Annotated in this window: 18 protein-coding genes; 11 read left to right on the top strand and 7 right to left on the bottom strand. The window is 52.3% G+C overall.

Translation table 11 applies throughout. The features are described from left to right. Window positions 1–146: 146 nt before the first annotated feature. Window positions 147–1,127 carry a type II secretion system F family protein gene (locus IE092_RS05160; RefSeq protein ID WP_189355965.1) on the bottom strand — a complete coding sequence of 327 codons (981 nt, stop codon included), beginning with the start codon at window positions 1,125–1,127 and terminating at the stop codon, window positions 147–149. 190 nt (window positions 1,128–1,317) lie between these two features. On the opposite strand from IE092_RS05160, the gene IE092_RS05165 reads away from it, so the two are divergent. Then, window positions 1,318–3,261, top strand: coding sequence for an alpha/beta hydrolase family protein (locus tag IE092_RS05165; RefSeq protein WP_189355966.1), 1,944 nt, complete (start codon window positions 1,318–1,320; stop codon window positions 3,259–3,261). Between the two features lie 78 nt (window positions 3,262–3,339). Here IE092_RS05165 and IE092_RS05170 read toward each other — a convergent pair whose 3' ends face one another. Next, window positions 3,340–5,034, bottom strand: coding sequence for a nicotinate phosphoribosyltransferase (locus IE092_RS05170; RefSeq protein WP_189355967.1), 1,695 nt, complete (start codon window positions 5,032–5,034; stop codon window positions 3,340–3,342). A gap of 54 nt (window positions 5,035–5,088) precedes the next feature. Next, entirely contained in the window at window positions 5,089–5,907 is an 819-nt protein-coding gene (gene prs / locus IE092_RS05175; protein WP_189355968.1) for a ribose-phosphate diphosphokinase, read from the bottom strand. A gap of 112 nt (window positions 5,908–6,019) precedes the next feature. Between prs and IE092_RS05180 the strand changes: the two genes are divergently transcribed. Together IE092_RS05180 and IE092_RS05185 are read left to right on the top strand one after the other, a co-directional pair. Beyond that, window positions 6,020–6,718 (top strand): NUDIX hydrolase, encoded by a 699-nt coding sequence (locus IE092_RS05180; RefSeq protein WP_189355969.1) that lies wholly within the window; start codon window positions 6,020–6,022, stop codon window positions 6,716–6,718. A 385-nt stretch (window positions 6,719–7,103) separates the two neighbouring features. Then, on the top strand, window positions 7,104–9,149 hold the full coding sequence (locus IE092_RS05185; protein ID WP_189355970.1) for a hypothetical protein: 2,046 nt from the start codon (window positions 7,104–7,106) through the stop codon (window positions 9,147–9,149). Between the two features lie 218 nt (window positions 9,150–9,367). On the opposite strand, the gene IE092_RS05190 is transcribed toward IE092_RS05185, so the two are convergent. Then, window positions 9,368–10,846 (bottom strand): hypothetical protein, encoded by a 1,479-nt coding sequence (locus tag IE092_RS05190; protein WP_189355971.1) that lies wholly within the window; start codon window positions 10,844–10,846, stop codon window positions 9,368–9,370. Between the two features lie 319 nt (window positions 10,847–11,165). Here IE092_RS05190 and IE092_RS05195 point away from each other — a divergent pair, with 319 nt between their 5' ends. After that, complete coding sequence (locus IE092_RS05195; RefSeq protein ID WP_189355972.1) at window positions 11,166–11,804, top strand: NAD(P)H-dependent oxidoreductase; 639 nt, start codon at window positions 11,166–11,168, stop codon at window positions 11,802–11,804. 25 nt (window positions 11,805–11,829) lie between these two features. On the opposite strand, the gene IE092_RS18955 is transcribed toward IE092_RS05195, so the two are convergent. Continuing rightward, window positions 11,830–11,958, bottom strand: coding sequence for a hypothetical protein (locus IE092_RS18955; RefSeq protein WP_268249268.1), 129 nt, complete (start codon window positions 11,956–11,958; stop codon window positions 11,830–11,832). Window positions 11,959–11,998: 40 nt separating this feature from the next. Between IE092_RS18955 and IE092_RS05200 the strand changes: the two genes are divergently transcribed. The 7 genes from IE092_RS05200 to IE092_RS05230 all read left to right on the top strand — a co-directional run bounded on the left by IE092_RS05200 (window position 11,999) and on the right by IE092_RS05230 (window position 19,398). After that, window positions 11,999–13,072, top strand: a complete 1,074-nt coding sequence (locus IE092_RS05200) for a hypothetical protein (RefSeq protein ID WP_189355973.1) — start codon at window positions 11,999–12,001, stop codon at window positions 13,070–13,072. Next, window positions 13,069–14,907 carry an AAA family ATPase gene (locus IE092_RS05205; RefSeq protein WP_189355974.1) on the top strand — a complete coding sequence of 613 codons (1,839 nt, stop codon included), beginning with the start codon at window positions 13,069–13,071 and terminating at the stop codon, window positions 14,905–14,907. Before IE092_RS05200 ends, IE092_RS05205 begins: the two co-directional genes overlap by 4 nt. Next, the gene (locus tag IE092_RS05210; protein ID WP_189355975.1) at window positions 14,904–15,557 is read left to right on the top strand and encodes a 4Fe-4S single cluster domain-containing protein; all 654 of its coding nucleotides are present in this window, start codon (window positions 14,904–14,906) and stop codon (window positions 15,555–15,557) included. The genes IE092_RS05205 and IE092_RS05210 overlap by 4 nt, the downstream gene beginning before the upstream one ends. A 2-nt stretch (window positions 15,558–15,559) precedes the next feature. Then, window positions 15,560–17,947: a serine/threonine-protein kinase gene (locus IE092_RS05215; protein ID WP_189355976.1), complete on the top strand. Its 2,388-nt coding sequence runs from the start codon at window positions 15,560–15,562 to the stop codon at window positions 17,945–17,947. A 208-nt stretch (window positions 17,948–18,155) separates the two neighbouring features. Next, on the top strand, window positions 18,156–18,446 hold the full coding sequence (locus tag IE092_RS05220; RefSeq protein WP_189355977.1) for an HU family DNA-binding protein: 291 nt from the start codon (window positions 18,156–18,158) through the stop codon (window positions 18,444–18,446). A 165-nt stretch (window positions 18,447–18,611) separates the two neighbouring features. Then, window positions 18,612–18,902: a YciI family protein gene (locus tag IE092_RS05225; RefSeq protein ID WP_189355978.1), complete on the top strand. Its 291-nt coding sequence runs from the start codon at window positions 18,612–18,614 to the stop codon at window positions 18,900–18,902. Between the two features lie 13 nt (window positions 18,903–18,915). Next, the gene (locus IE092_RS05230; protein WP_189355979.1) at window positions 18,916–19,398 is read left to right on the top strand and encodes a cupin domain-containing protein; all 483 of its coding nucleotides are present in this window, start codon (window positions 18,916–18,918) and stop codon (window positions 19,396–19,398) included. 113 nt (window positions 19,399–19,511) lie between these two features. Here the strand turns inward: IE092_RS05230 and IE092_RS05235 are convergent, their stop codons facing one another. Then, window positions 19,512–20,726, bottom strand: coding sequence for a hypothetical protein (locus IE092_RS05235; RefSeq protein ID WP_189355980.1), 1,215 nt, complete (start codon window positions 20,724–20,726; stop codon window positions 19,512–19,514). A 21-nt stretch (window positions 20,727–20,747) separates the two neighbouring features. Beyond that, window positions 20,748–23,555, bottom strand: a complete 2,808-nt coding sequence (locus tag IE092_RS05240) for a DUF3857 domain-containing transglutaminase family protein (protein ID WP_189355981.1) — start codon at window positions 23,553–23,555, stop codon at window positions 20,748–20,750. Window positions 23,556–23,677: the final 122 nt, after the last annotated feature.

The following is a 23,677-nucleotide window of genomic DNA, read 5'->3' on the forward strand; positions in this document are numbered from 1 at the left end:
TGTTCTGACAAACCGTCATTTTGACCAGAAATGCCCTGAAATGCGGTGTTCAGCACAGCGATCCGCCGGTCGTCGGCAGAAAGTCCGGGTCTCCGGAAATGACGGATGCGGATACCTGCACAATACACGATGCCGTTACTGCGTTTTCACCCGACTTCCGGTAAGCGCTGATGAATGCCCGGGCCAGTGGTCAGCTGGAAGAACACCCAGGCTGCCACCAGCGCATAAACGACGCGCGGCAACCAGTCGGCCAGCCTGCGCTGCGCATCGCTGAGCGCCGTCTGTTCCGCACTGGCAACGCGCTGTAAATGCTCTGCCAGACGTCCCGCAGATTCGCCACAGTGAATCATGCCAAGGATCACATGATCACCACTGAAAAGAGAGGAAGTTCTGAGCGCGGCGGTGAAAGTCTGCCCCGCGTGTAAGGCACGTAACACCGGTGCCAGCGCCTGCTGTAACACGCCGTTGTTCACCACATTCACCGCCATCGGAAATGCTTCAAACAAAGGCACTCCCGCCTCTTCCAGCATTGCCATTGCTGACCAGAAGTCCGCGAGGCAGCGCCGGCGGTGCAGACCACCGATGACCGGTAGAGATAAGATCAGACGATCCCATACCAGTCGTTCGGGTGCCGGTTTGCTGCGGTCGAAGCGCTGCCACAACCAGCGTCCGCCCAACATCAGCGCTGCAGCACCACCGGTAACGGTCAGAATGTGGGTGAAATAGGCGGCACCCGTCAGCGTTCCGGCAAAAAGTCGCGGGATAGGCGGGATCAGCAGACTCGCGACGGCCAGCAAAGCCGGTGACATCATGCGCGACCGGATTTGCCGCCATTCCGTATCACGCCGGGTGTAATAGTCGCCGAGCTTACGAAATACCGGCGTCGGATCACCGCTGTTTTCTCCGGCTGCAATCAGCGCTGCTTCCAGCGGCGTCAGCACCCCAGCCCGCTGCCCCGCCTTCGCAATACTTTCGCCCCGCGCTACAGCCCGTTTCACCTGCGCCAGCAAAGGATCCACCCGACGCTGTATCCGCAACATTCCCCATGCTTGCGCGGGGGCGATACCCGCACCGGATAAGGTTGCAAGCTGGGTGAACAGAGTGGCGCGAAGCTGGAAAGTAAGCATATCGTTAGCTATTCAATTGGCAGTTAATTTAAAAAGTGCAAAAAACAAAAATACTTTATTTCAACTATTATTCGACAATCAATATTAAATTGACATAAAATTTAACTTATATTCATTGATTTTACTGAATAAGTTACAAGTCATATCCAACTGATCATATCTTTAAACTGACTCACTCATCACCATAACAATGAAAATCAATAAGCGCCATCTGGTTCAGATCTTTTCAGCATTTGCATTTTCTCAGTTCTCTTTCGCAGCACAGGCAATCGAACAAATTCCTCTGGATGTTTTTATCAAGCCGGATACGATTTCAAAACCCTTGTTGTCTCCCGATGGTAAGCACGTCGCACTCATCCGTACTGTTAATGACGGAGAATACCCGGTAAATCTGATCTCTGTGATCAGATTAAGCGATATGACTACGATATCTAATGTTCGCTTACCAAAATTTGAACGCCCGGGTCGCCTTGCGTGGGTCAGTGCCGACAGGCTTGCAGTAAGCAAGGCAACTGAGCGCGGACGTGGTGTCGCACCTGAATTAACCGGTGAAATTTATGCCTACGATATCGATGGAAAACGTCAGGAGTATGTGTTTGGTTACAGAATGCGTAAAGCCTCCGTTCGTGGTTATCATCACGAAAATGATGAAGCATGGGGTTATATCAGTGGGATTCCCAGCAATAGTAACGGCGATATTTTCGTCGTAAGCAGCGGTTGGGAAAATAAAAAACAAACCCTCACACGCATCAATACATACACGACCAGCCGAAAAACTTACCATATCACGACAAATGCAGACGTAAATTATTTTTTTGATAATGATGGTGAAGCGGCATTCGCTTACACATTTGATGATAAAAAGCAGAAATTATACGTAATGCCTTTTGATAAAAAAGACGAATGGCAAAATTACGAGGTGCCGGTAAAAATTTCAGATCTCAGTTTCATCACAAAAACCAGTGACGGTTATTTCGCAAGGATTTCTGAAAATGGAGGTCCTTATAAAATAGTGAAAATTTCAAAGGATTTTAAAGAGTTTACGACAGTCGCCGAAGGAGACTCTGACCTATTTGCAAATGTTGATCCGGTCACTGGTAAAGTTTATTCCTATTACAATTCAACCGGTGTACAAAAAGTCACTTTCAATGATTTTATGGTTGACGAAGCTGCGACCTATGATGCACTGATCAAACAATTCCCCGGTCAGATGGTTAAGGTCGTTTCTACCAGCAAAGATAATCAAAAATGGATGGTTTTCGTCTATAGCGATAAAGATCCCGGCTTCTACTTTGTATTCGACAGAACAACCGGGAAATCCGGTGCATCGTTCTACGCGGACGAAAACTTCGATCCGGCTAAAATGGCCGCCAGACAGCCCATCCAGTTCACAAACCGGGATGGCGTGAAGATTGAGGGATATTTAACGACGCATCCTGCCGAGAGCGGCAAAAACCGCCCGCTGGTGGTGCTTCCGCATGGCGGACCATTTGGTGTCCGTGACAATTGGGCGTATGACTATGAAGCGCAATTACTTGCCAACCGCGGTTACGCAGTACTGCAGGTCAATTTTCGGGGATCAGGTGGGCGCGGTGAAAAGTTTATTGAATCCGGTCATAAAAACTGGGATAAGAAGCTGATTAACGATCTGGTTGACGGCATTCAATATGCGGGCAGTTTGAAAGGGATTGATAACAAACGGACCTGTGCATTCGGTGGAAGTTATGGCGCTTATGCCAGCATGATGATTGCTGTCAAAGAACCAGGTCTGCTGAAATGTGTGGCAGGCATGTCGGGAGTATACGATCTTGTTTCACTTTATGAAAACGAAAATCCCAAGAGCGCAAGCTACTTCAGTCGCACAATGGGCAGCGACAAAGAAGATCTGAAAAACGCTTCACCAATAACCCATGTGGCGAAGTTTAATATCCCGATGTTAATTGCACACGGCGGCGCAGACCATATCACGCCCCCAAAACCTGCGATTGCATTTCACGAAGCGCTGAATGCGGCCGGGAAAAAACATGAGTGGATTTACCACGCTGATGAAGTACATGGTTTTTATGATTTTAAAAACAATAAAGACTTTTATCAGCGTTTGCTGAAATTCCTCGAGGAAAATCTGAACCCGTAAAATGTAACAAGCGGCAAAGATACAGACGTGAGATAACTAAAAAAGCGGAACGTTTTGACGTTCCGCTTTTTTTCATGATTACCAGTCTTTCAGAAGACATCTGTCCGCTTGCCACGACGCATGCAAACGCTCACGAATTTCTGCAATCGTCTGGGTTTTAAGCAATTTTCCGTTACGGAATACCGGTTCCAGCGCGCCGCCTGCAAATTGTTCTTCACTCTGTTGTTCGTGCAAAACATAATGACCGTCTTCATAGTCGACGCGAATTAAGCCACGCGCAGATTTTTTGGTGCCGTCATCGGTTGCCGGATCTTTGTAAATTTCAACTGCGGTATCACCGACTTCAGCGTAGATCGCTTTCATGGCGAAGCCGAAGGTGTCGCGGGTGTTCATGCCGTAGACAAAGCTGCCGATACCAAACACCACATTACCGGATGCAAAGCCTTTGGCTTCCAGACGCAGCAAAATGTCGCGGGCACGTTCCAGCGTGATCGAATCGCCGTAGATCAGACCGACATGGCTGTCCAGCAAGCGATAACCTTTGGCAGTTTTTGTGCCGCCGAAGGTATCCCACAGACATTCCACCGCGCCTTTGCGCTCTGCATCGGTAATCTGCTGACCAGTTTTCAGCGTGTACAGGCCGTCCGCATTGCGTTGCGGCACGCCGCCCCTGCTTTCAAGCTCGCTTGCATCGTATCCGGTCAGAATCCGTACCGGATCACCGGAATCCGGACGGAACACCACTTTTGCATTTCCGAGTGCATCCGGTTTGCGCTGCATAATATCTTGACGCAATGCCGGTGCAATCACCGTCATCACATTCCAGAAATCAAAGGTATCGCTGACCAGAGAAACCATGCCAGACGGATAATCTTCCGTCACAAAACTGCGTATGACTTCCAGTTCCGCGGCACGCCGTAAGCTATTTTCATCGGCGTGCTGATATGCGGGCTGCGTGCGTAACTGTTGCAGCGTCAGCAGAATACGTAAGGCCATCACGCTGTGTTCCGACGCAGGAATCGAACCGCCGAGCAATTCTGTATCCGCATTACCACCGTAATAATCTTCCAGATAATCCAGCGCCGGAATCGTATCTGTACCCCAGAACGATAATAAGTGCGCAGCACCGCAGCGCATTGCAGAATGCACTCCGCTCATACCGCGCATAGAAAAATCATGCCCCTGCCAGTTCACAAATTCGGTATCGGTACCGGTGCGGTCGGCAAAATGCAGTAACAGTTTTCTGAATTCAAATGCCAGTGTCGCAACGGTGGCAGGCTTCCACATCTCGCAGCTGAACAGGGTTTCGATATATGTCGCTATCCACGGAAAATCCGGATGCGTATTCATAAAAATGACCGGCGGCACTTTGATATCCACCCGTGCACCTTCAGGAATCGAGCGGATTTCCAGCGGCAGGTAGCCCAGTGCATGCAAGGCTTCCAGTCGGCGGACCGGCACTGCACCGGCGCCTAAGGCCGTATCCATACGGCGACGGTATTTACGCACCGCCTGATCAACCGGCAAATCAAAGAATTCACGCTGAAATAAATCAATTAAGAATTCCTGTATAAAACCCTGCAAACCAAACCATACAACTTTGTGATCAAACAATTGCGGCAGTACCGGTGCATGTTTCGCGGAGCGTGGCGTGAAATTCGCAACGAGGCGCGTAGTTTGCTGCGGATACATCGCAGGGTGGCCGGTTTTATAAAAATCTGCCAGATGAAACGGTTGTAAGCCATTCAGAACGTGGTTTTCTTTGCTTTGCATGATTTTCTCCTGAGTACTGCACTGTCTTTGCCGGCGAAACTTTGAGCCGGATACTTACACAACTTCACAACGGCTGTCATCTGTCCAGCGATGGCGGGTAAAAATGCGCTGATACTGCTGCAGTAAGGCATCCGCACCTTTGCTGAAAATACCGTGTGTCACATACAGATACAGCGGCTGCGATATTTGCTGATGTTGCTGCGCCGCGCGGACTGCATCTGCCAGCGCAAGAAAAGTACCGCCGCCATCGCAAATATCGTCCACTACCAGCAGCGGCAACTCCGGCAACTCACCCTGAATACGCGTTGCGGCCAGCTGGCCACTGATGGTATCGCGTGTTTTTTCCGCGCACAGCATACTGCAACCCAGTGCTTTCGCGAGTACTGCCACCCGTTTATGCGCACCGGCATCCGGCGCCAGCAAGGCTACCGGCCCTGTTTCCGCAAGCACTTTCTGCAGCGCGGACAGTGGCGATGCAATCACAACACGGTTCAGTAATGCAGACGTGACATCGCTGTGCGGGTCCTGGATGATGACGCGATCGTAATGCTGCGCATTGATCAGATCACAGAACACACGGATGCTGAGCGCCTCGCCGGGATTCGCTACCCTGTCCTGCCGTGCATAGGGTACATACGGCATATGCAGGTGCAGCTTGGCATCCGGTGCAACGCGGCGTAACGCATCTGTCAGCATCAGTAACTGCATGACGTGATCCGCGTTCTGAATCAGCGCGCTGATCTCAAACTGTGTACAGACTGCGGCTTTGTCCGGCGCGGTCAGCCTGACATGCCATTCACCACCCGGAAAACGCAGAGATTGCAGCGGCAATCCCTGACAACCCTGTGCGCTGTGACCTTGAACCGATATCATCGCAACCTCTTAGTTGAATTATTCGACGAAGTGAAGCTTAGTCGAGTTAATTGAAAAAATCAACTAACTAGGCGACAATCGGTCGTTTTCTGTCGTCTGATCATCTCCGCTTATGAGCACGCACTACACCACACCCGCTGTCAGCGTTGACATTGTATTACTAACACTGAAAAACCAGTCGCTGCACGTCGCCCTGCATCAGCGGCAGCAGGATCCGTTTTCCGGTGCGCTGGCCTTACCCGGCGGCTACATTCATACCGAGGAAGATACGGATCTGGAAGCGACCGCGAAGCGGGTCTTACAACAAAAAACCGGCCTCACACCCCGCTATCTGGAGCAATTGCGCTGTTTCGCCGGACCGGTGCGTGATCCGCGTGGCTGGTCTGTAGCCATTTCCTATGTCGCGCTGATACCGCTGGAAGCACTGGAGCAGTCCGGCAACGGCATCTTTCATTTCTTTGCGGTCGATGCTTTACCGGCGCTCGCATTTGACCATGCAGCACAAATTCAGAGCGCAGTACAACGGGTGCGCAATAAATCCAGCTATTCCACCCTGCCCTGCTGGCTGTTACCGGAAGCCTTTACCCTGACCGAGCTGCAGCGCACTTATGAGCAGATTTTTGGCGAAACGCTGAGCCGCGGCACTTTCCGTTCCCGTCTGGGAATCAAAGTCAGTGATGTCGCGCCGGGTGAAGCCGCAGATGATGCACAGTTACTGATCGCTACTGATGCGATGAAAGGCGGCGCACAACGGCCAGCGCGTCTGTTTAAAGTCAATCAGCTGGGCTTATTCCGGCGTGCTTGGTGGTAAGTCGAATCAGTTCAAACGTCGCATGATTGTGCAGAGTCCGTCATCAGCTCATTCGCTAAGCCCGGACTTTTTGCCGACGACAAGGAAACCGCTGTGCAGAACACCGCATTGAGGGCTGAAAAACGTTTTTTAAGCAGTCCGGCATGCATGATCTGGCAAAACGCACCCGCCGCTCAGTAGTCCCCTGAGACGCAAGCGTTGTTTTTTACTGCATTTATTCGGTTAAAAAGTAACGCACTGTTGCAATACCACTGCAATAACGTCGTTTTGCCGCATTTCCGATAGCAGAAAACAAAGTCATTTAACAGTTCGATACACAGGCAGCTGCGCTACTTCGTTAGTCTGATTTCAGCAATGTTTGTTTAATCAGCCAACGGAGACTCACATGAAGCACAGCAAATTACTGATCGGCACTTCCCTGCTCGCCTTACTCAGCGCCTGCGGCGGCGGTGGCAGCGGCTCGGCCAGCACGGATAACCCGACCACGCCGCCTTCTGCCACGACCAATTCCCCGGTGGTCGTGCCGATTGTCGTCAGCGATGCTTCCTCCGAAGACTGGGCGGCGATTAATGTCAAGATTCTGTCGCTGACGCTGACTGACTCCACCGGCAAAACAACAGCCAACCTGCTGACCACGCCTTGGAGCGGCAATCTGGTTCAGCTGGACAATATCGCCAGCAGTCTGAATGCCGCGAATCTGACATCCGGCACCACCTACACCAGCGCCAGCATCGTGATCAGCGCCAATCCGGGTGATGTCGGTCTGGTCGTTGCCAGCGATCCCGAAACCGGTTTCCCTGAAAAACCGAATACCACGATTGATCCGTCCCGTATCGTGATTCAGAATGCGACCGGTACGACCGGTAACTTAACGGTCACAGCCAACCTGAAGCTGGAAAAACCATTCACAGCACCACAGGCAACCTCCGCCACCAACCCGACGCCAACCGGCTCCAGCGGCGTGCTGAATCTGGAGTTTGATCTCGATCATCCGGCATTTATCGTTGGTCACGTTCCGGCCGGCGGTGGTGCGAATATCTGGTCAGTTAATTTCTCCGGACCGGTGAAACACAAGCCCGTCGCAGATCTGACCCGTCTGGTGCTGAGCCACAAATATGCCAGCGTCACCAGCGTAGCGCCTTCGCTGAATTCCGTTGTGTTTGAACTGCAGACCCCGACGCTGACGAATGGCAACTGGGGTCCGGTCGATTCCGGAAAATCAATGACGGCGACACTGGATACGACCAACGGCACGCTGTTCTATGATCTGGATACCCCCGCCAATAACGCAACGATCAAAGACTTCAGCAACGCAGCCATTCTGGCAGCGCTGCAGCAGTCAGGTGAATACGTCAGGATTGCTACCCGTTACCAGCAAAACGGCAGCTTTGTCATCACCCGCATTTATGCATCGAAATCCTTCAGCAAGGTATTCGTCAGCCCTGAAGGCCATGTAACCCATGTCGATGGTCGTAACGGCAGCAGCTTCCAGATGGATAACGCGGATGGCAGCACCACCAACATCCTGATCGATGCCAGCACCAAATTCTTCTTCCGTAATCCGAATGCGGCTTCGGATGCGACGCCGATCGGCACCGGTACCTCCTTTATCGCCGCCGGTAATTTGCTGCGTGGTTTTAAAGTGAAGGTCACACCAGCGGATGCCACTGCCAAGCCATTACGTGCGAGCACCGTGGATATTGAATCCGCACCGATGAATGGCAGCATCAGCAGCGTGACAGCGACGGGTTTCAATCTCGGTTACCGCTTCAATACGCCGAATGACAATTACACCTCCAAACTGAATTACATCGACAGCGCCACCGCCAACGGCAACGATCCGCTGAATCCGGCAACGGCCATTACCGGCTTTAAATTCTGGAGTTACGGCTATCCGACGCTGGTCACTTATACCAGTGGCAGCACCGATGCGATCAAACAATTTATTGCGGCAACCGGCGGCGCGAACAATGCGGCGATCAGTTTCGGCACGCCGAACACCACCTACTATGCAGCCGGATCAACCTATGCCGTCTGGGGAGATAAAGCCAATGCGAATGGCTGGTCTGCACCGTTTGCCGTGCTGATGCCAATCACGATTCCGCGCACCACGGCAGCAGGTACGCTGACAGCAGGCGCCGCCAGCAGCTATACCTTCCCGGTCACCGCGCAGGGTGGCACGAAACCGGTAACGATCACGGTCAGTACCGCCAGCGGCAGTGCAACACTGGCTTATCAGGTCGATCGCAGTAATGATAAGGTCACCCTGAGTCCGCAAGACCTGACCAGCGCAGCGGGTCTGGCGGCATTGCAAGCTGCCATCAAAACGGGAACACGAGTGGAAGTGTCTGGCATTCCGCAATCCGATGGCAGTCTGAAAGCCGTCAGCGTCAAGTACTACACCGGTACTCAGCAGGACAGCTCGCGCTAATTTACTGATCCTGAGGATGCAGACCAAGGCCGGAGCAATCCGGCCTTTTTCATATCGCCACGGAAGTACACCAGATTATGCTGAAGTCGTCATCACACTTTTCCGGAAGACCAGACTTTCTGCCGACGACAAGGCAACAGCTATGCAAAACTCCGCATTTGACGCAAAAAAGGCCGGAAAACCGGCCTTTTTGAGATGTATCGCTATGTCCGTGCTGATTAACGGCTGGCAACGCCGATCGGGACGGTCAGGGTCACGTCGAAAATATTCGAGTTGAACTCACCTTTCAGCGATTTCACACGGCCAACACCCAGTTTCAGACGGGCTTTGGAATTGAAATCATAACCAGCGTAAGCCACGCCCTGCACAATCGCGCCGCCTTTCGAGCTGATACCGCCGCCACCTGCTGCGCCGGACAACACCTCTGCTGTGGCAAAGAAGCTGTTCGGACGGATATCGGTTTTCACACCCAGACCTGCCAGACCCACCGAGAAACCGCCGGCTTTACCGTCGTAAGCACTGTGTGCCTGTGCGCTGAAATAGGTGTTTGCTGTGATGTCGCGGTCGATTTTGAAACCAACCAGTTTCACGCCTTCTTCCGTACCGGTATAGCGTTTTGCTTTCGGATAGTAAGCACCGGAGAAACCCCATTCCATGCCGCGCACAGTACGCGCTTCGCCGCGTTCGCGGTGAGTATCCAGTTCCACACCGAGTTGCACGGTAGCGAACTTGGCTTTGAACTGACCGTCAGGGAAGCGCAGCATGCCGCCTTCCAGCGCCACGAATACGTCTTTGGTCAGTGGCGCACTAGCGTACACCGCAACCTTACCCAGGCTACCGCCGCCAACGGTCAGCTTACCGCCGCCGCCCAGACCCAGCGCCGCGCGCGCACCGACTTTCACGTCACCGAACACCGGTGTTTCTGCACCAACGGTCCCCAGCACTTCTGCGTAACCATCGGCACCGCCTTTGGCTGCCGCACCGGCTTCAATACCCCAGTACACTTGCTCAGAAATGAAACGGTCGCTGCGGAAGCCTGCGTAACCAATTTTCCCTGTGTAAGGTACGCCGCCCAGATCGGCAACACCGCTGGCTGGTTTGTACGCACCGGCAGTCACCGCGATACGGTCAAAACCCATACCGCCACGATCATCAATGTTCAGCATTTTGCCGATAGAAGAAACCGGGCTGTAACGGAAATTCGTGTCCAGCGACATCACCAGACCGACCTGATTGCTCTTGATAAAGCCGTTCGGGAAACGCACTTGCGACACGCTGACACCGGCGGTGCCGCCGTCAAATTTGTACAGTAAATCTGCATGCGGACGCACCATCAGGCCGCCGCCCACCATGGCAACACCACCGCCACCGCCGCCAACATACACACCCGCCTGCGCCAGCACTTTTGGCATGACTTCATAACGACCAGACAATTCCGCGCCACCGGTAAAGAAACCGCCACGTTTACCGGTCACCGCACCATATACCGCCGGGCCGAACTGAATGTTCTTGTTAATGTTGATCAGGTAATTACCACCCAGCATACCCATGCCTTCATTGCCCGGCAGCGTAATGCGCTCTGCAGTAAAACGGATTTCAGAATCCGCTTTCTGCACATCGGCGTTGGTATTGGTGTCGTCGGCGCAAGCGTAAGCAGACGCCAGTAAGGCACTGGCCAGAAGAGAAAGTTTTTTCATCGTAGTCGCGGGTAAAGCCGCAGAGCGGCGTTGAATCAAGGAAAAGAAATGCTGTTTGCAGCATGGTTCATGCTGAATTTCCGGCATTGTAACAATACCGCATGCAAGACCGGCAATTTCTTCCGCCGGAACGCGGTTTTTTGTCTCGGGAATCTGTCAGGCCCTGCCATCAGTCTCCCGAAAATAATCATTCGACATCAGATTAGACCGGTCGTCTGCAAACTTTTTAAAACCCTGTTATGCTTCACCTGCCTGAGTGAAATCCGCATATCGCGGTCAGACAAATCTCTCCCCACTGACTTGTTTTGAAAGAAGAGCTATGAGCGATCTGATTCAAAAATTGCAATGGCGTTATGCCGCCAAAAAAATGGATCCGTCTAAAGCGGTTCCGCAAGAAAAAGTAGACCGTATTCTGGAAGCCATCCGACTGACCGCGACCTCCAGCGGCCTGCAGCAATACGAAGTACTGGTTGTGACCAACAAAGAACTGCGCGAAAAAATCAAACCGGTCGCCTGGAATCAGGGTCAGATCACGGATAGTTCCCACTTGCTGGTTTTTGCAGCATGGGATAACTACACCGAAGAACGCATCAATATGATGTTTGATCTGGTCAACGAAGAACGCGGCTTCCGCAATGAAGGCTGGGAAAACTACCGCAATATGTTGCTGAACACTTACCCGAAACGTGATGCTGAAACCAATTATCAGCACGCTGCCCGTCAGGCATACATCGGCCTCGGTACCGCGCTGATTGCAGCGGCTGAAGAGCAGGTTGATTCCACGCCGATGGAAGGTTTCGATCCGGATGCAGTGGACCAGATTCTGGGCCTGCGTGAAAAAGGCTTGCGCAGCGTTATTCTGTTGCCACTGGGCTACCGTGAAGCAGAAAACGACTGGCTGGTGAACCTGAAAAAAGTCCGCCGCAGCAAAGAAAACTTCATTACAGAAATCAAGTAATCCCCGATTTCGGACGGTGATCGCATCATGCAATCACCGTTGACAGCGCCGGACTCCCCATCCAGCCGGCGCTGACACCCTTCACCAGCGCATTTTGCGCCCGCGCAACAGGCTTCCGCCAGACTGACCGGTGGGTATCAGCCCATACTTTCACGTGTTATATTTCTGCACACAGAAAATTTCCGTGAGACATCATGAGCGGACCAACCACAGCTTTATTCCTTTCGTCTGATCCTCTCAGTATTTTGCTGAGTGCGGCACTGATACGCGCACAAGCCGCCATCGTGAATGCGCATCTGACAGCAGAACAGTTAGCGGACAAAAACGAAGAGACCCTGCAGAACAGAATTAGCACGTTCAGCGATGAATCAACTTCTTACGAGCATCAGTTACAGCAAGCCTTACTTCAGGCGGAAAATAACTACGCTGAACTGATCGCACTGGCAAACCAGATAGGTTGTGAAGCACAAATCGGTTGCGCACGCCCAGTACGCCCCGAAACCGAAGATGCAGAGGCGCTGACCACTTATGTACAGGCACTGCAGGCACTGAATCAGCAATGTAAGCCTGTGCTGCTGGCAGAAGCGGCAAGGCGGGCCGAACAACTGCATGAAGGAACAGAAACTACGCTGGCCAGCACTGCACAGCAGCAAATCCCGCGCCGCATCGCTGAGCGCTTATTGCAGCGTATCGCACATCTGGGCGATATTCCTGAACCTTTACAGCAACTGGCGCAGCAACTGAGTCTGGCATTGCCGGGGCCGCATGCGGACATGCTGGCAACAGAATTGCGCCTGCAGGTACAGCAATTGCTGGATGCAGAATTGCAGCGTCAGGTGCAGGAAGCGCAGGCCATCATCATCGAACAGAGTCTGAAAGATCTTGGCTATCAGGTCGAAGAAATCCGCGAAACTCTTTTTGTAGAAGGCGGTGTGGTGCATTTCCGTCGCAGTGACTGGGGTGCTTACATGGTGCGCCTGCGCATAGACCCTAAACAGAAAACGGCGAATTTCAATGTCATCCGGGCCGTTGCCGAAGGCGAGAATGAACGTAGTGTGATGGATCACATTGCTGAAGACCGCTGGTGCAGCGAGTTCCCTGCTTTACTGAAAGCACTGGAAGCACGCGGATTATCACTGCAAGTCACGCGCCGGCTGGAAGCCGGTGAATTGCCGGTACAGCTGGTACTGGCATCGAAGCTGCCGCAGTTCCTTGAAGAAGAACAGCGTGTACAACAGCAACAACTCCGACAACGACCATTGCAATGACCATTTCCTCGCCGCGCTGGTTGCAGGACTTACAACGCCTGCTGCCGATACGTTCTCAGTTTGTGCTGTCCGGTAATATTCGCGACAGCTTTATTTCACCGGTAGCTGCCGGAAATGCGCTGGTGCCACTGACTCGCTGTCTGTGGGAATCGGTGCGCCAGCAGGGATTTCAGTTTTTACTGATTTTTGACCCTGCCGATGGCTTACGCGTCTATCCTGACGAGCCTGCCGCACGCGATCTGGCGACACGTCTGTTTGATTTAAAACTGTGCGACGGACTGCAAATGATCAGTCTGGAAAGCCTGAGCAAGCTGATGCGCAAGCTCAGCCAGGAACGTGAAGCCCGCTGCGCGCTGATCGTTGATTTCGCCTCACGTCTGGCACGCCACCATGAACAACTGACCGAAGCAGAACACCGCTTTTTTGTGGCGGCAGAAAAAATTTCGCTGCAGGCCAGTCCGCTGGTACCGCAAAACACGGTTGGCAAACCTGTGTACAACCCGGTGATCTGGCTACTGAACCGCGCGCAGGATTTACCGTCATGGTTCACGCTCGACAGCGAACGCGTGGCTTCGCTGGTAATCGCCAGACCTGATTTCGAGACCCGTCGCGCCGCCGCAGGTTTGCTGGCGCCTTTGTTCAACGGTTTCTCCAGCGCAACACCGGCTGCCCGCGAGCAGTTTTTACGCGGTTTCACCGAGGGAACCGAAGGCATGAGCCTGACGGCCCTGTCCGACATTACAGAACTGGCAGACCGGCAACAACTCGATATGTATGCGATTGACGATGCTGTTCGTTGCTACAAAGTCGGAGCACTGGATAATCCGTGGCGCAAAGACTATCTGCGCGACAAAATCCGGCAAGCGCAAGGCTTTATCGAAGAACGCGTCAAAGGCCAGAAACCTGCCGTTGTCAAAACACTGGATATTCTGAAACGTTCTGCGATGGGACTGACCGGCGCCCATGCACGTTCCGGTGCAAACCGTCCGCGCGGTGTTTTGTTTTTTGCCGGGCCTACCGGTGTCGGTAAAACCGAGCTGGCTAAAACCCTGACGCAGCTGGTGTTTGGTGACGAACGTGCCTATCTGCGTTTTGACATGAGTGAATTCGCCGAAGAACACACCAGTGCACGCCTGCTCGGTGCACCACCGGGCTATGTTGGTTTTGATGCCGGTGGTGAACTGACTAATGCAGTACGCCAGAAGCCTTTTTCTGTGGTGTTGTTTGACGAGATTGAAAAAGCACACCCGCGTATTCTCGATAAATTTCTGCAAATTCTGGAAGATGGCCGTCTGACCGATGGCCGCGGCGATACTGCATATTTTTCAGAAGCCATTCTGGTATTTACTTCCAACCTCGGTATATTTACCGAAGATCAGTACGGCCATCGTCAGCAAAATGTGCAACCCGGTGATCCGTATGAAATGGTGGAATCCAAAGTCCGCAATGCGATCAGCGACTATTTCAAATTCCGCCTGTCCCGTCCGGAACTGCTGAACCGCATCGGCGACAACATCGTAGTGTTTAACTTTATTCAGGCCGAAGTCGCCACCCAGATTTTTGATGGCATGCTGCGGAATGTCGCCCGCAGGTTACATGAAGAATTGCGTCTGCAATTATCGATGCCGCAGGCAGTACGCGATGAACTTTTGTTGCGCTGCACCCGTGACCTGAGCAACGGTGGTCGCGGTATCGGTAATGCTCTGGAATCTTGTCTGATTAATCCATTGTCGCGCGCCTTGTTTGAAACCGATCTGGAAGGCAAACAAAAGCTGATCATTACCGGCATTCAGGAACAGGATAAAGTGATTTCCCTGAGCGTGCAGGCAACATGAAAATTGCCGTCAACAAAGCCCACTATCCGGTCACGGTACTTGGCCCGGGAAAACGTATCGGGATCTGGCTGCAGGGCTGCCGCATACAATGCAAAGGCTGCGTTTCGCAGGACACGTGGACCAGCGATGCCGGACATGAAATGACTGTCGCAAGGCTGATGAGCTGGTGCCGTGACGTGGCTAAGGATGGTGTCGAGGGCATCACGATTTCCGGCGGAGAACCTTTTGATCAGCCGGAAGCACTGAATGCCTTACTGGATGCAATTCACTTCTGGCGTGAGGAAGCCGGTATCACGATGGATATTCTGTGCTACAGCGGCTACCCGCTGACCACTCTGCAGAGAAAATACCGTAAGCTGCTCAGTAAAATCGATGCGCTGATACCGGAACCCTATATTGATGCGCAGCCACCGGAACTGGCCTGGCGCGGTTCCGCCAATCAGCCGCTGGTAATACTGACACCACTGGCGCAACAAAAGTACGCTGCGTGGCAGGATAGCCCGTTAGAAAATCAGGAAAAACGCATACAGACTATGACCGATGGCAAACACATCTGGTACATTGGTATTCCGGCACGCGGCGATATGCAGGCGCTGGAGTCGCTGGCAGAATCGCGGGGTTTGCGTTTTGAACAGGTAAGCTGGAGATAAGTTTGACTCAGGATTACATACGCGTTTGTCCCGGCTGTTTCACTGAAAACAGCCACGACACCCTGCGCTGCCAGTGCGGTATGCTGCTGACCGGTGTCGACCTGACAGTGCGCCCGCAAACGCCGTCGGCTGCAGCGTCCGACCGCAGCGTACCGGACATTACCCCGGAAAAAAATCAACTGTCTGCGGATACGATTGAGTGTCCGCACGAAGACTGTGCGCAGCAAAACCCTTCTGATGCCGAGCTTTGCCTGTATTGCAACCGGCCATTGTCAGCACCTGTCAAGGAAGACGAGCGTAAGGATACCGCTATACACGGCGGTTTATGGAATCTGCCTGCCGGCCTCAGGGATAAATACACACTGATTGCACCTTTACCCGCCTCAGGCAGTGAGGCGGACTTACTGCTGTTGCGCGGCGCAGACCACCAGCGCTACGTCCTGAAGCTGTACCGCCACGGCATCAGCCTCAAAACCGAAATCGCACAGCGACTGGAAAAAGTTCCGGTAGAACACAGGGTTCATGTGCTGGAAACCGGAACACTATCCGGCCGGCAGTATGAACTGATGGAGTATTGCGAGCTCGGCTCTCTGCGCCAGTACCTTCAGCAGGAAAAACCGGACGCGGTACAGCTGCGGGCAATTTTGCTGGAGCTGGACAGCGCTGTCAGCAGCGTGCACCAGGCAGGTCTGCTGCACCGTGATCTGAAACCTGAAAACATCCTGATCCGTACAAAAGAGCCGCTGGATTTAATCCTGACCGATTTCGGTATCGCTTCCGCACTGGATGCAACGCAAAAACTGACAGGCACGGCCCGTACCCTGCATTACGCTGCACCGGAAACACTGTCCGGTGTGATCAGCGCTAAAGCCGATTACTGGGCGCTGGGGATGATACTGCTAGAAGCACTGACCGGCCGGCATCCGTTCAATCAGTTTTCTGAAGCGGTGATTCTGCATCAACTGGCTACCCGTGAAATTGACCTGAACAGCGTCAGCGATAAAAGCTGGAAAAAACTCTTGCGCGGCCTGCTGCTGCGCGATCCGGCAAAACGCTGGGCGTCAGCAGAAATACTGCGCTGGCTGGCGAATGATATTACCCTGCCCGAACCGGTTGAGACATCGGGTACAGCGGGATTCCGCGAACCGTTTCACATTGGTGCAGATATCTGCCATACCAAGGAGCAACTGGGCGTTGCACTGGCAAGAAACTGGCCTCTGGCCAGCAACGATCTGGCAAACGGCTTATTGCTGCAGTGGTTCCGGGACGTGCAGAAAGATCATAATGCCGTTCGTATCCTGCTCGATAACCGGCATGACCGACAGTTATCGGTTGATGTTCAGTTGCTGCAACTGATTTTATATTTATCGCCGGGATTACCACCGGTATGGCGCGGGGACTCGGTTGAATTGTCCGCTGTGTTGCTGAACGCAAACCGGTCACTGAAAGGTGAAAAAGATGCAGCAAGCTGGCTGCACGCGCTGTATCACCATAAAGTGCTCGATTTGTACGGACAGCAAGGCGATGCCGCCTCTGCCGATCTGGCGCAGCGCTGGTACCGCAGCGCTGATGAATTTGTTCAGACCTGGCACAGCTTCCGCGAAAAAATTCAGAAGCGTATTCACAGTACGTCCGCTGGCTATGTGAATGTCGATAAGCTGATGTTCAGCGACAGCATTCCGGTCGGCCCCGACTTGCCGCATACCCATGCAAAATTGCTGGCCTGTGCATACGATGCACGCTGGGCCGAACGCTTGCGTAAGCGTTTGCAAACTAGTTACGCTGGCCTCGCTGCATACTGCCCGTGGCTGCAAGAACTCGGCGATCTGAGCAGCATGTCCGCCGCCGGATTACTCGTGATGGATGCACTGATTCCCGAAGCGGAAAAGGCTGTGGAGCAGCAAAAGCAGGCTGAAGCCTGGCAAGCCCAGGAAGCGAGCATCGGCCTTGGCGACATATCGGAGCGTTACTACGGCACCGTGCTGGCGCTGAAATCCGCTGCGAAAGCCTGGCTGTTCTTTGAAGAGGCGGATGCTAACCTGCAGCGTGAAATCGATGGGCTGTTTGGTTTGCTGACCGAAATTCGTGAAGCGCCGCATCAGTCTGCTGACTGGCTGAATCTGAAAAAGAATGCATCCAAGACCGAACGCATCTTGCTGCGCATGTCGCCGGTTGCCAACAATATTTCCGAACGAATGACAGAAAACGCCGGATGGCTCGGACCACAGTCAATTATCGCGGGGATGCTGCTGGCGCTGGTGATTCCTATGCTGTTCAACCGTAACCTGCTGCCATTCGTGATGCTGTTCTTGTTGTGCATTGTCGTCTGGCGCCTGCTGCCAGTGTATTTGCGCATACGGCAATTACGGGAACTTGCGGCCTTGCTGTAGGTCTGAAACCTGAAGAAAATCATCGTCCGGACAGGATAAATTTCTGTGCCGGCAGGACTACCGGCGTAAGGAATGCAACAAACTGGTCTTATGATCGTGTATCTGTCAAAAAATCCGCAGCAGAACGCGTTTTTTCACGACACAAGACTTGCACTCGCTGCAGAACTCGCTATACACTCAGTAAAACTGCTTTTTTCTGGAGAAAAACATGAGCAAATCCCTGTTAGTAGAAACGATTGTTGCGGAACATGGTCTGACTAAAGTAGCTGCGAATGAAATCGTGGGTACAATCCTGGATACGATTGTTGCCACCGTAAAAAAAGAAGGCAAAATCGCACTGCCAAACATCGGTACTTTCCAGGTCGCAAAACGTCCTGCCCGTAAAGGCCGTAACCCGTCTACTGGCGAAGCGATCAAAATCCCTGCAAAGAATACTGTACGTTTTAAAGCATCGACTGTGATCAAAGAAGCCGTTGCTAAAACCAAAGTAGCGAAGTAATACTTCCCTGCAAAAGCCCCTGAAATTCAGGGGCTTTTTTCATTCTGACGTCTGCTGTATTAAATAGCTGATTAAGCCATCTGGCTGATTGAAGAAACTGTTAGCAGGCTTCAGCATAAATACAATACAGCATATTTCCCTCTCCCCACCCGCGTGACATTCAAATTGCGATACTTTCTGATTCTTGTTGACTATATACGGCCTTTACCGGAAGTGGATGCAGCACTGGATGCGCATCGTGCTTTTCTGAAATCGCATTACGATGCAGGACATTTTCTGATGTCTGGGGCAAGGACACCGCGTGATGGCGGTATCATTCTTGCGCAAGCCAGTGATCGCGATGAAGTCAGTCTCTGGCTGCACGATGATCCGTTTTGCAAAGCGGGCGTCGCAGAATATCAGATCAAAGAGTGGAATATCACGATGTCAGCACCCGGCTGGCCCGTCACCAATTAACAAATTCAATACAATGCGCAACCAAGATCAGGTACCTGTAGCAATACACAGCGCCGCCGTTCCTGCACGTACCGTCAAATCCCTGTATCCCGCACCGTTTGCAATGCAGATGGAAGGCCGGACCAAACATGTACTCGGCGATTTATTCGGATTAAAAAATTTCGGGGTAAATCTGACGCGGCTGGTGCCCGGCGGCATCTCTGCATTGCGACATGCACACACGCGTCAGGATGAATTCATTTATGTGCTTAGCGGATGCGGTGTAATCGTTACAGACGAAGGAGAAACCAACATCTGCCCAGGCATGTGCGCTGGTTTTCCATCGGGCACGGGCAATGCGCACCAAATTCGCAATACCGGCACAACAGAACTGATTTTTCTGGAAGTTGGTGATCGCAGTGCGGGTGATGAAGTGACCTATCCTGATGATGATCTGATGGCGCAGTTTGTCAGCGGTCAGTGGCAATTCACACACAAAGATGGCTCTGCTTACTAATCGGATCTGACTTGAAATAAAACCTTTGCACACACTAAAGCGCAAGAATGCCAAATGTAAAACGGGTGCTGAGCACCCGTTTTATCGACTGTCACGCTTGTTTTCACGTAAGATCAGATTTTTACGCGCAGGTTTTGTATCGCCTGCTCTCGGCGTTTACGTTCTCTGTCATTCAGTGCATTAATCACTTCCAGCGCCTTCAGGAACTCTGCACGGCGGGCATCAAACTCTGCAAGGTCTTTTTGCTGACTGAAGGTAAGCTGACCGTTTTCCAGTTTCAATTTTCCCTGGGCTGCCTGGCAAGCCAGCAGTATCCGGCGTACTGATGCGTAATAAGCGCTTTCAGCTTCTGCAAATTCCAGTGAGGTCGTCACCATACGGCTGGCCGCCGTATCGGTAAGCTTAATGCGCTGACGTCGTTCCGCCGCCGTCATCGTTTGCCCGCCATCAATCGCAAAATATGTCTCCAGTAGTTTGTCATAGTTAGTGGCACTGGCTGCGCGCATTTCTTCAATTTCTGCAATGGTGATCAGATTTTTTTCCAGCATGACAGGATCGACCAGCGCTGCCTGACTCAGGATTTCGTCAATCAGTTTACCGTTATTCAGTTTAGCGGACAGAACTCTGTCAGACTGATCCCGTTTCAAAATGAACTGGTACAGCAACTGATTTTCCGTATCTATCCTCTGGCGACCAGTACTCAGCGGCGGCTGAATTTCCGGTGCTTCAGCCAGCTTTCCATCAGCATGGGCATTCATCGCTTCCAGATACTGAAGAAAGAATTTATAACCATCGCGTATGCGCTGATTATCTTTCTCACGGAGATAAGCTGAAACTTGTCTACCAAATTCAGGAGTACCCTGTCTGAACGCATTCTCCAGACTCTTGTAAGGCAAACTGCGCTGTACATCGTTTATTGCAGCTCTGTCCTTCAGAGCCAGCTTCAGAAACTCCGTCTGCGCAGTTCCTTTCATGGCGTATTGATCAAACTTTGCTGTCAGCCTGCCTGCCGGTGTCGCCAGCTGCTCTACATATTTCTTTGAGTATTTTGCCGACCAGTATTTACCAATCGTTTCGGTAGCGATCCGGTCCAGAACTTCATCGGTCAAAGGTGACATCAGCAAACTGATATCCAGCTTGCCTTCGGTGGCCTCAGCCTGCTGCAAATCTTTCTGTACCTGAGCGCGGAAAAACTGACGATATTCATTGGCATTCAGCATGGCCTGAATATCGCTTTGCGGTGCCGGATCACTGACAACATCTGCCATGACCGGATTGCCAAGCAGCGCAGTGCAAAGGGTGACGGCCAGAATTAATTTTTTCTTCATAGATGTACGCATATCAGCCTATCAAAACGATTTATCAAACGACAGTAAGGGAAATATAATCTGATCCGGCAGTGATTTCTCGCGGGCTTTTTTCAGATAAACCACTGAACGGATTTTGTTATTTTTTGCGGCGTAAAACTGCCCCAGATAGAAATAAGCTTCTGCGACATCAGGGTTTATTGCTTCGCCAGCATCTGCGTGCAATGCTTGCAGCACAGCTTCATCACCGGTTTTTCCGCTTACAGTATCCAGCACCGCGCTGCGCCAGTCTTTATTTTTGTCGGCAAACAGAATTTCCGGTAACTTACCGTTGATTCTTAACTGACACAAAAGTTGAAGAATCATGGCAGTTTTGGTCATGCCCGGCTCTTTTGCCTGCGCAATGATGTTGCGTAATGCATCTTGTGCCGACGCCCATTTTTTTTGCTGGAAACGCGAAAGCGCCAGCATCAGCCAGAGCTGATCATCATCCCCGGTCTTCGTCAGCGCTGTCAGTAAGTCTTCCGACTTTTTAAACTGACCACTGAAAAACCATGCCTTCGCCTTGTAAGACGCAACTTTGTTATCTTCCGTCGCAATTGCATCCAGCTTCGCCATCAGGCCCGCCAGTTGCGCCGTATCGCGGCTTTGCGCAATCATCAGTGCTTTTTCTGCCAGCAACAGCGGATTGTTTTCATCGTCTTTCAAGCGGTTTTCCAGCGATAATCGTTTAACGGCATTCTGATCCTGCGCCTGCTGCGCCGCGTTATCAGCCTTTTGTACAATCGCATCGCTGGCATCGGTATTACGAATTTCCAGCGTATTTTCCATGTAACGCCCAACCTGCTTCACTTCATCCAGAAAATCCGGTACCTGCATTTCCGGCACGGCATCTTTACTCAGCGACAGATGCAGTTTCGCACTGATATCGCGGTTGACGAAGTCCAGTTTCTCAGAGAACTGAAATGCCGTTGACTGAATGTTGGTTACGCCGGGTTTATAACGGCCATTAAATCCCGCCGGCAACTGCACTTTAAATTCGTAATCGATGTTAACCGGCGAGGTTGGCACCGCCAGCGGATAACGGCGACGCGGCGTTTCCGGCACCCAGAAGCGTTCACGGAAATTCGATGCGTAATACGTGATATTCCAGCCGTTATCAGTCTTCTTAAACAAATCCGGGGCCATAAAACCCAGCCTGATCGTCACGGCATTTTCTTTCTGATCATCATCCAGCTTAAAGTCCTGCAAATATTCCACTTGCGGATAACGTTTCTGAATCGCGGAAATATAGGCTTTAACCAGTTCATCGCGTGATTGCTGTGATGCGTAATAACGCAGCATTTCTGCTTCCAGTCCGGTGTAGCGCTGCTCCACCCGCAACTCTGCGGGACGCTTCCACTCCTTCACAATCAGCGTTTCTTTACGGTTGTTGGAGGAAAAATCGCGCTCCAGACTGACTTTACTCAGTGCATCCGTATCCGGGCTGACCACCAGAATCTGCGATCCGACGTGCGCCTGCCCCATTTTGTCGAGCTTGCCGTATTGCTGGGCGCGGGTCGCATCCAGCTGGTACAGTTTTCCGTTCACCCGCACCTGAATGATGGCGTGATCGAACAGCGACGGGGATGGTAATAAGCGATCAAGTCCGCGCCGCTGATATGTTGCAATCAGCACTGGCTGGGTTTTTACGCCAAGACGATTCAGTATCGTGGTCAATAACAGCGCTTTGTCTTTGCAATCGCCGTAGCGCTGTTTCAGCACCGTTTCCGGCGCGGTTGGCCGGTGCGAATTTTCACCGATCGACATCGACAAATAACGAATTTCTCTCTGCACATAGGCCAGCGCGGCCTGCACTTTTTCTTCATCGCCGGGTAAGGATGACCACTCGGTAACCAGCTTATTCAGCAGTTCACCACTGTCCTGCGCCTGAAATAACGCGTTCGCCCACACGGCCACATCGCGCCAGCTGCGATACTGGCTGAATTGCAGCCAGCGAAACTGATCATATTCAGCCGGCGTGTATTGCTCTGTGTGTACGGCGCGTAAATTCTTCGCCGAGAAATGCAGCGTTGTACGCTGGCCGTTTTTTTCTTCGCGCTGATTCAGTTCACGCGAACCCGGGCCGATGATTTTGAAGTACACCGGATCGCGCACATCGTATTGCACGCTGACATGGCGACTTAAGACCGGTATACCGGAATCCCATGCTGCCGAGGCAGCAAATCGTCCGTTAAACACAGGGTTTTCGCCGCTGATGGTGTACAGCACTTCCAGCGAATCGCCTACCCGCAAATCATCAACGAACACCGCAGCTGTTGCCGAACCCGTCAGAATGCCGGAATGCAGATTATTTTCCTGCTGTAGCAAACGCAGATTCGCGCTCTGGGTTTTATCCAGTACCTGATCGCCGCGCAGAATACGAATCGTATGGATCGCCAGCTTCTGATATTCAGGCATGTAGCGCAATTCCATCTGCGCCACACCGGCGAGCGAATTCGCCTGATTGACTTCAATCACACGCCGGTAAAAGCTTGCGGCTTCAGGCCCCGTCTGAAACTGGGTATCCGTCAGACGCATCACAACGGGTTGCTTATCCGTACTTTGCGGCGCAGGCGCATCCGGTTCTGTTACCCAGCCAGGGACCGCAACACCGCGCTGCAGGGTGGCAGCCAGATCAGCCTGACTCAGACGCTGCGCTGTGGCAGTTTCCTGTGCCAGTACGCTGAACTGCAGCATCCCGCTACTCAGTACACCGGCAAGCAGTAACGCACGGGCAATCGAAGAAAAACGCAAAGAAGAGGTGCAGCCGCGGGCTGCATTCGTGGAAGTAAAGCGCTGAATTGGCATGAGTCTTGTGCTGTACGCCTGCCGGAGCAGGCTGAGATCCGGAGCAGCCTGTTCAGCAGTACAGCAACAATTTGCCTGAAGTTGCCTGCTGCCGTCGCGGGGCTGCAAAAGCAAACGATTCT

Source organism: Cognatundibacterium squillarum (assembly GCF_014652435.1).
GTDB classification, from domain to species: domain Bacteria; phylum Pseudomonadota; class Gammaproteobacteria; order Burkholderiales; family Burkholderiaceae_D; genus Undibacterium; species Undibacterium squillarum.

Coding starts and splice junctions, on each gene's coding strand:
- IE092_RS05165 (WP_189355966.1), top strand. CDS start 1,318: ATGAAAATCAATAAGCGCCATCTGGTTCAGATCTTTTCAGCATTTGCA.
- IE092_RS05170 (WP_189355967.1), bottom strand. CDS start 5,034: ATGCAAAGCAAAGAAAACCACGTTCTGAATGGCTTACAACCGTTTCAT.
- IE092_RS05185 (WP_189355970.1), top strand. CDS start 7,104: ATGAAGCACAGCAAATTACTGATCGGCACTTCCCTGCTCGCCTTACTC.
- IE092_RS05180 (WP_189355969.1), top strand. CDS start 6,020: ATGAGCACGCACTACACCACACCCGCTGTCAGCGTTGACATTGTATTA.
- IE092_RS05220 (WP_189355977.1), top strand. CDS start 18,156: ATGAGCAAATCCCTGTTAGTAGAAACGATTGTTGCGGAACATGGTCTG.
- IE092_RS05235 (WP_189355980.1), bottom strand. CDS start 20,726: ATGAAGAAAAAATTAATTCTGGCCGTCACCCTTTGCACTGCGCTGCTT.
- IE092_RS05160 (WP_189355965.1), bottom strand. CDS start 1,127: ATGCTTACTTTCCAGCTTCGCGCCACTCTGTTCACCCAGCTTGCAACC.
- prs (WP_189355968.1), bottom strand. CDS start 5,907: ATGATATCGGTTCAAGGTCACAGCGCACAGGGTTGTCAGGGATTGCCG.
- IE092_RS05190 (WP_189355971.1), bottom strand. CDS start 10,846: ATGAAAAAACTTTCTCTTCTGGCCAGTGCCTTACTGGCGTCTGCTTAC.
- IE092_RS05240 (WP_189355981.1), bottom strand. CDS start 23,555: ATGCCAATTCAGCGCTTTACTTCCACGAATGCAGCCCGCGGCTGCACC.
- IE092_RS05195 (WP_189355972.1), top strand. CDS start 11,166: ATGAGCGATCTGATTCAAAAATTGCAATGGCGTTATGCCGCCAAAAAA.
- IE092_RS05210 (WP_189355975.1), top strand. CDS start 14,904: ATGAAAATTGCCGTCAACAAAGCCCACTATCCGGTCACGGTACTTGGC.
- IE092_RS05200 (WP_189355973.1), top strand. CDS start 11,999: ATGAGCGGACCAACCACAGCTTTATTCCTTTCGTCTGATCCTCTCAGT.
- IE092_RS05230 (WP_189355979.1), top strand. CDS start 18,916: ATGCGCAACCAAGATCAGGTACCTGTAGCAATACACAGCGCCGCCGTT.
- IE092_RS05205 (WP_189355974.1), top strand. CDS start 13,069: ATGACCATTTCCTCGCCGCGCTGGTTGCAGGACTTACAACGCCTGCTG.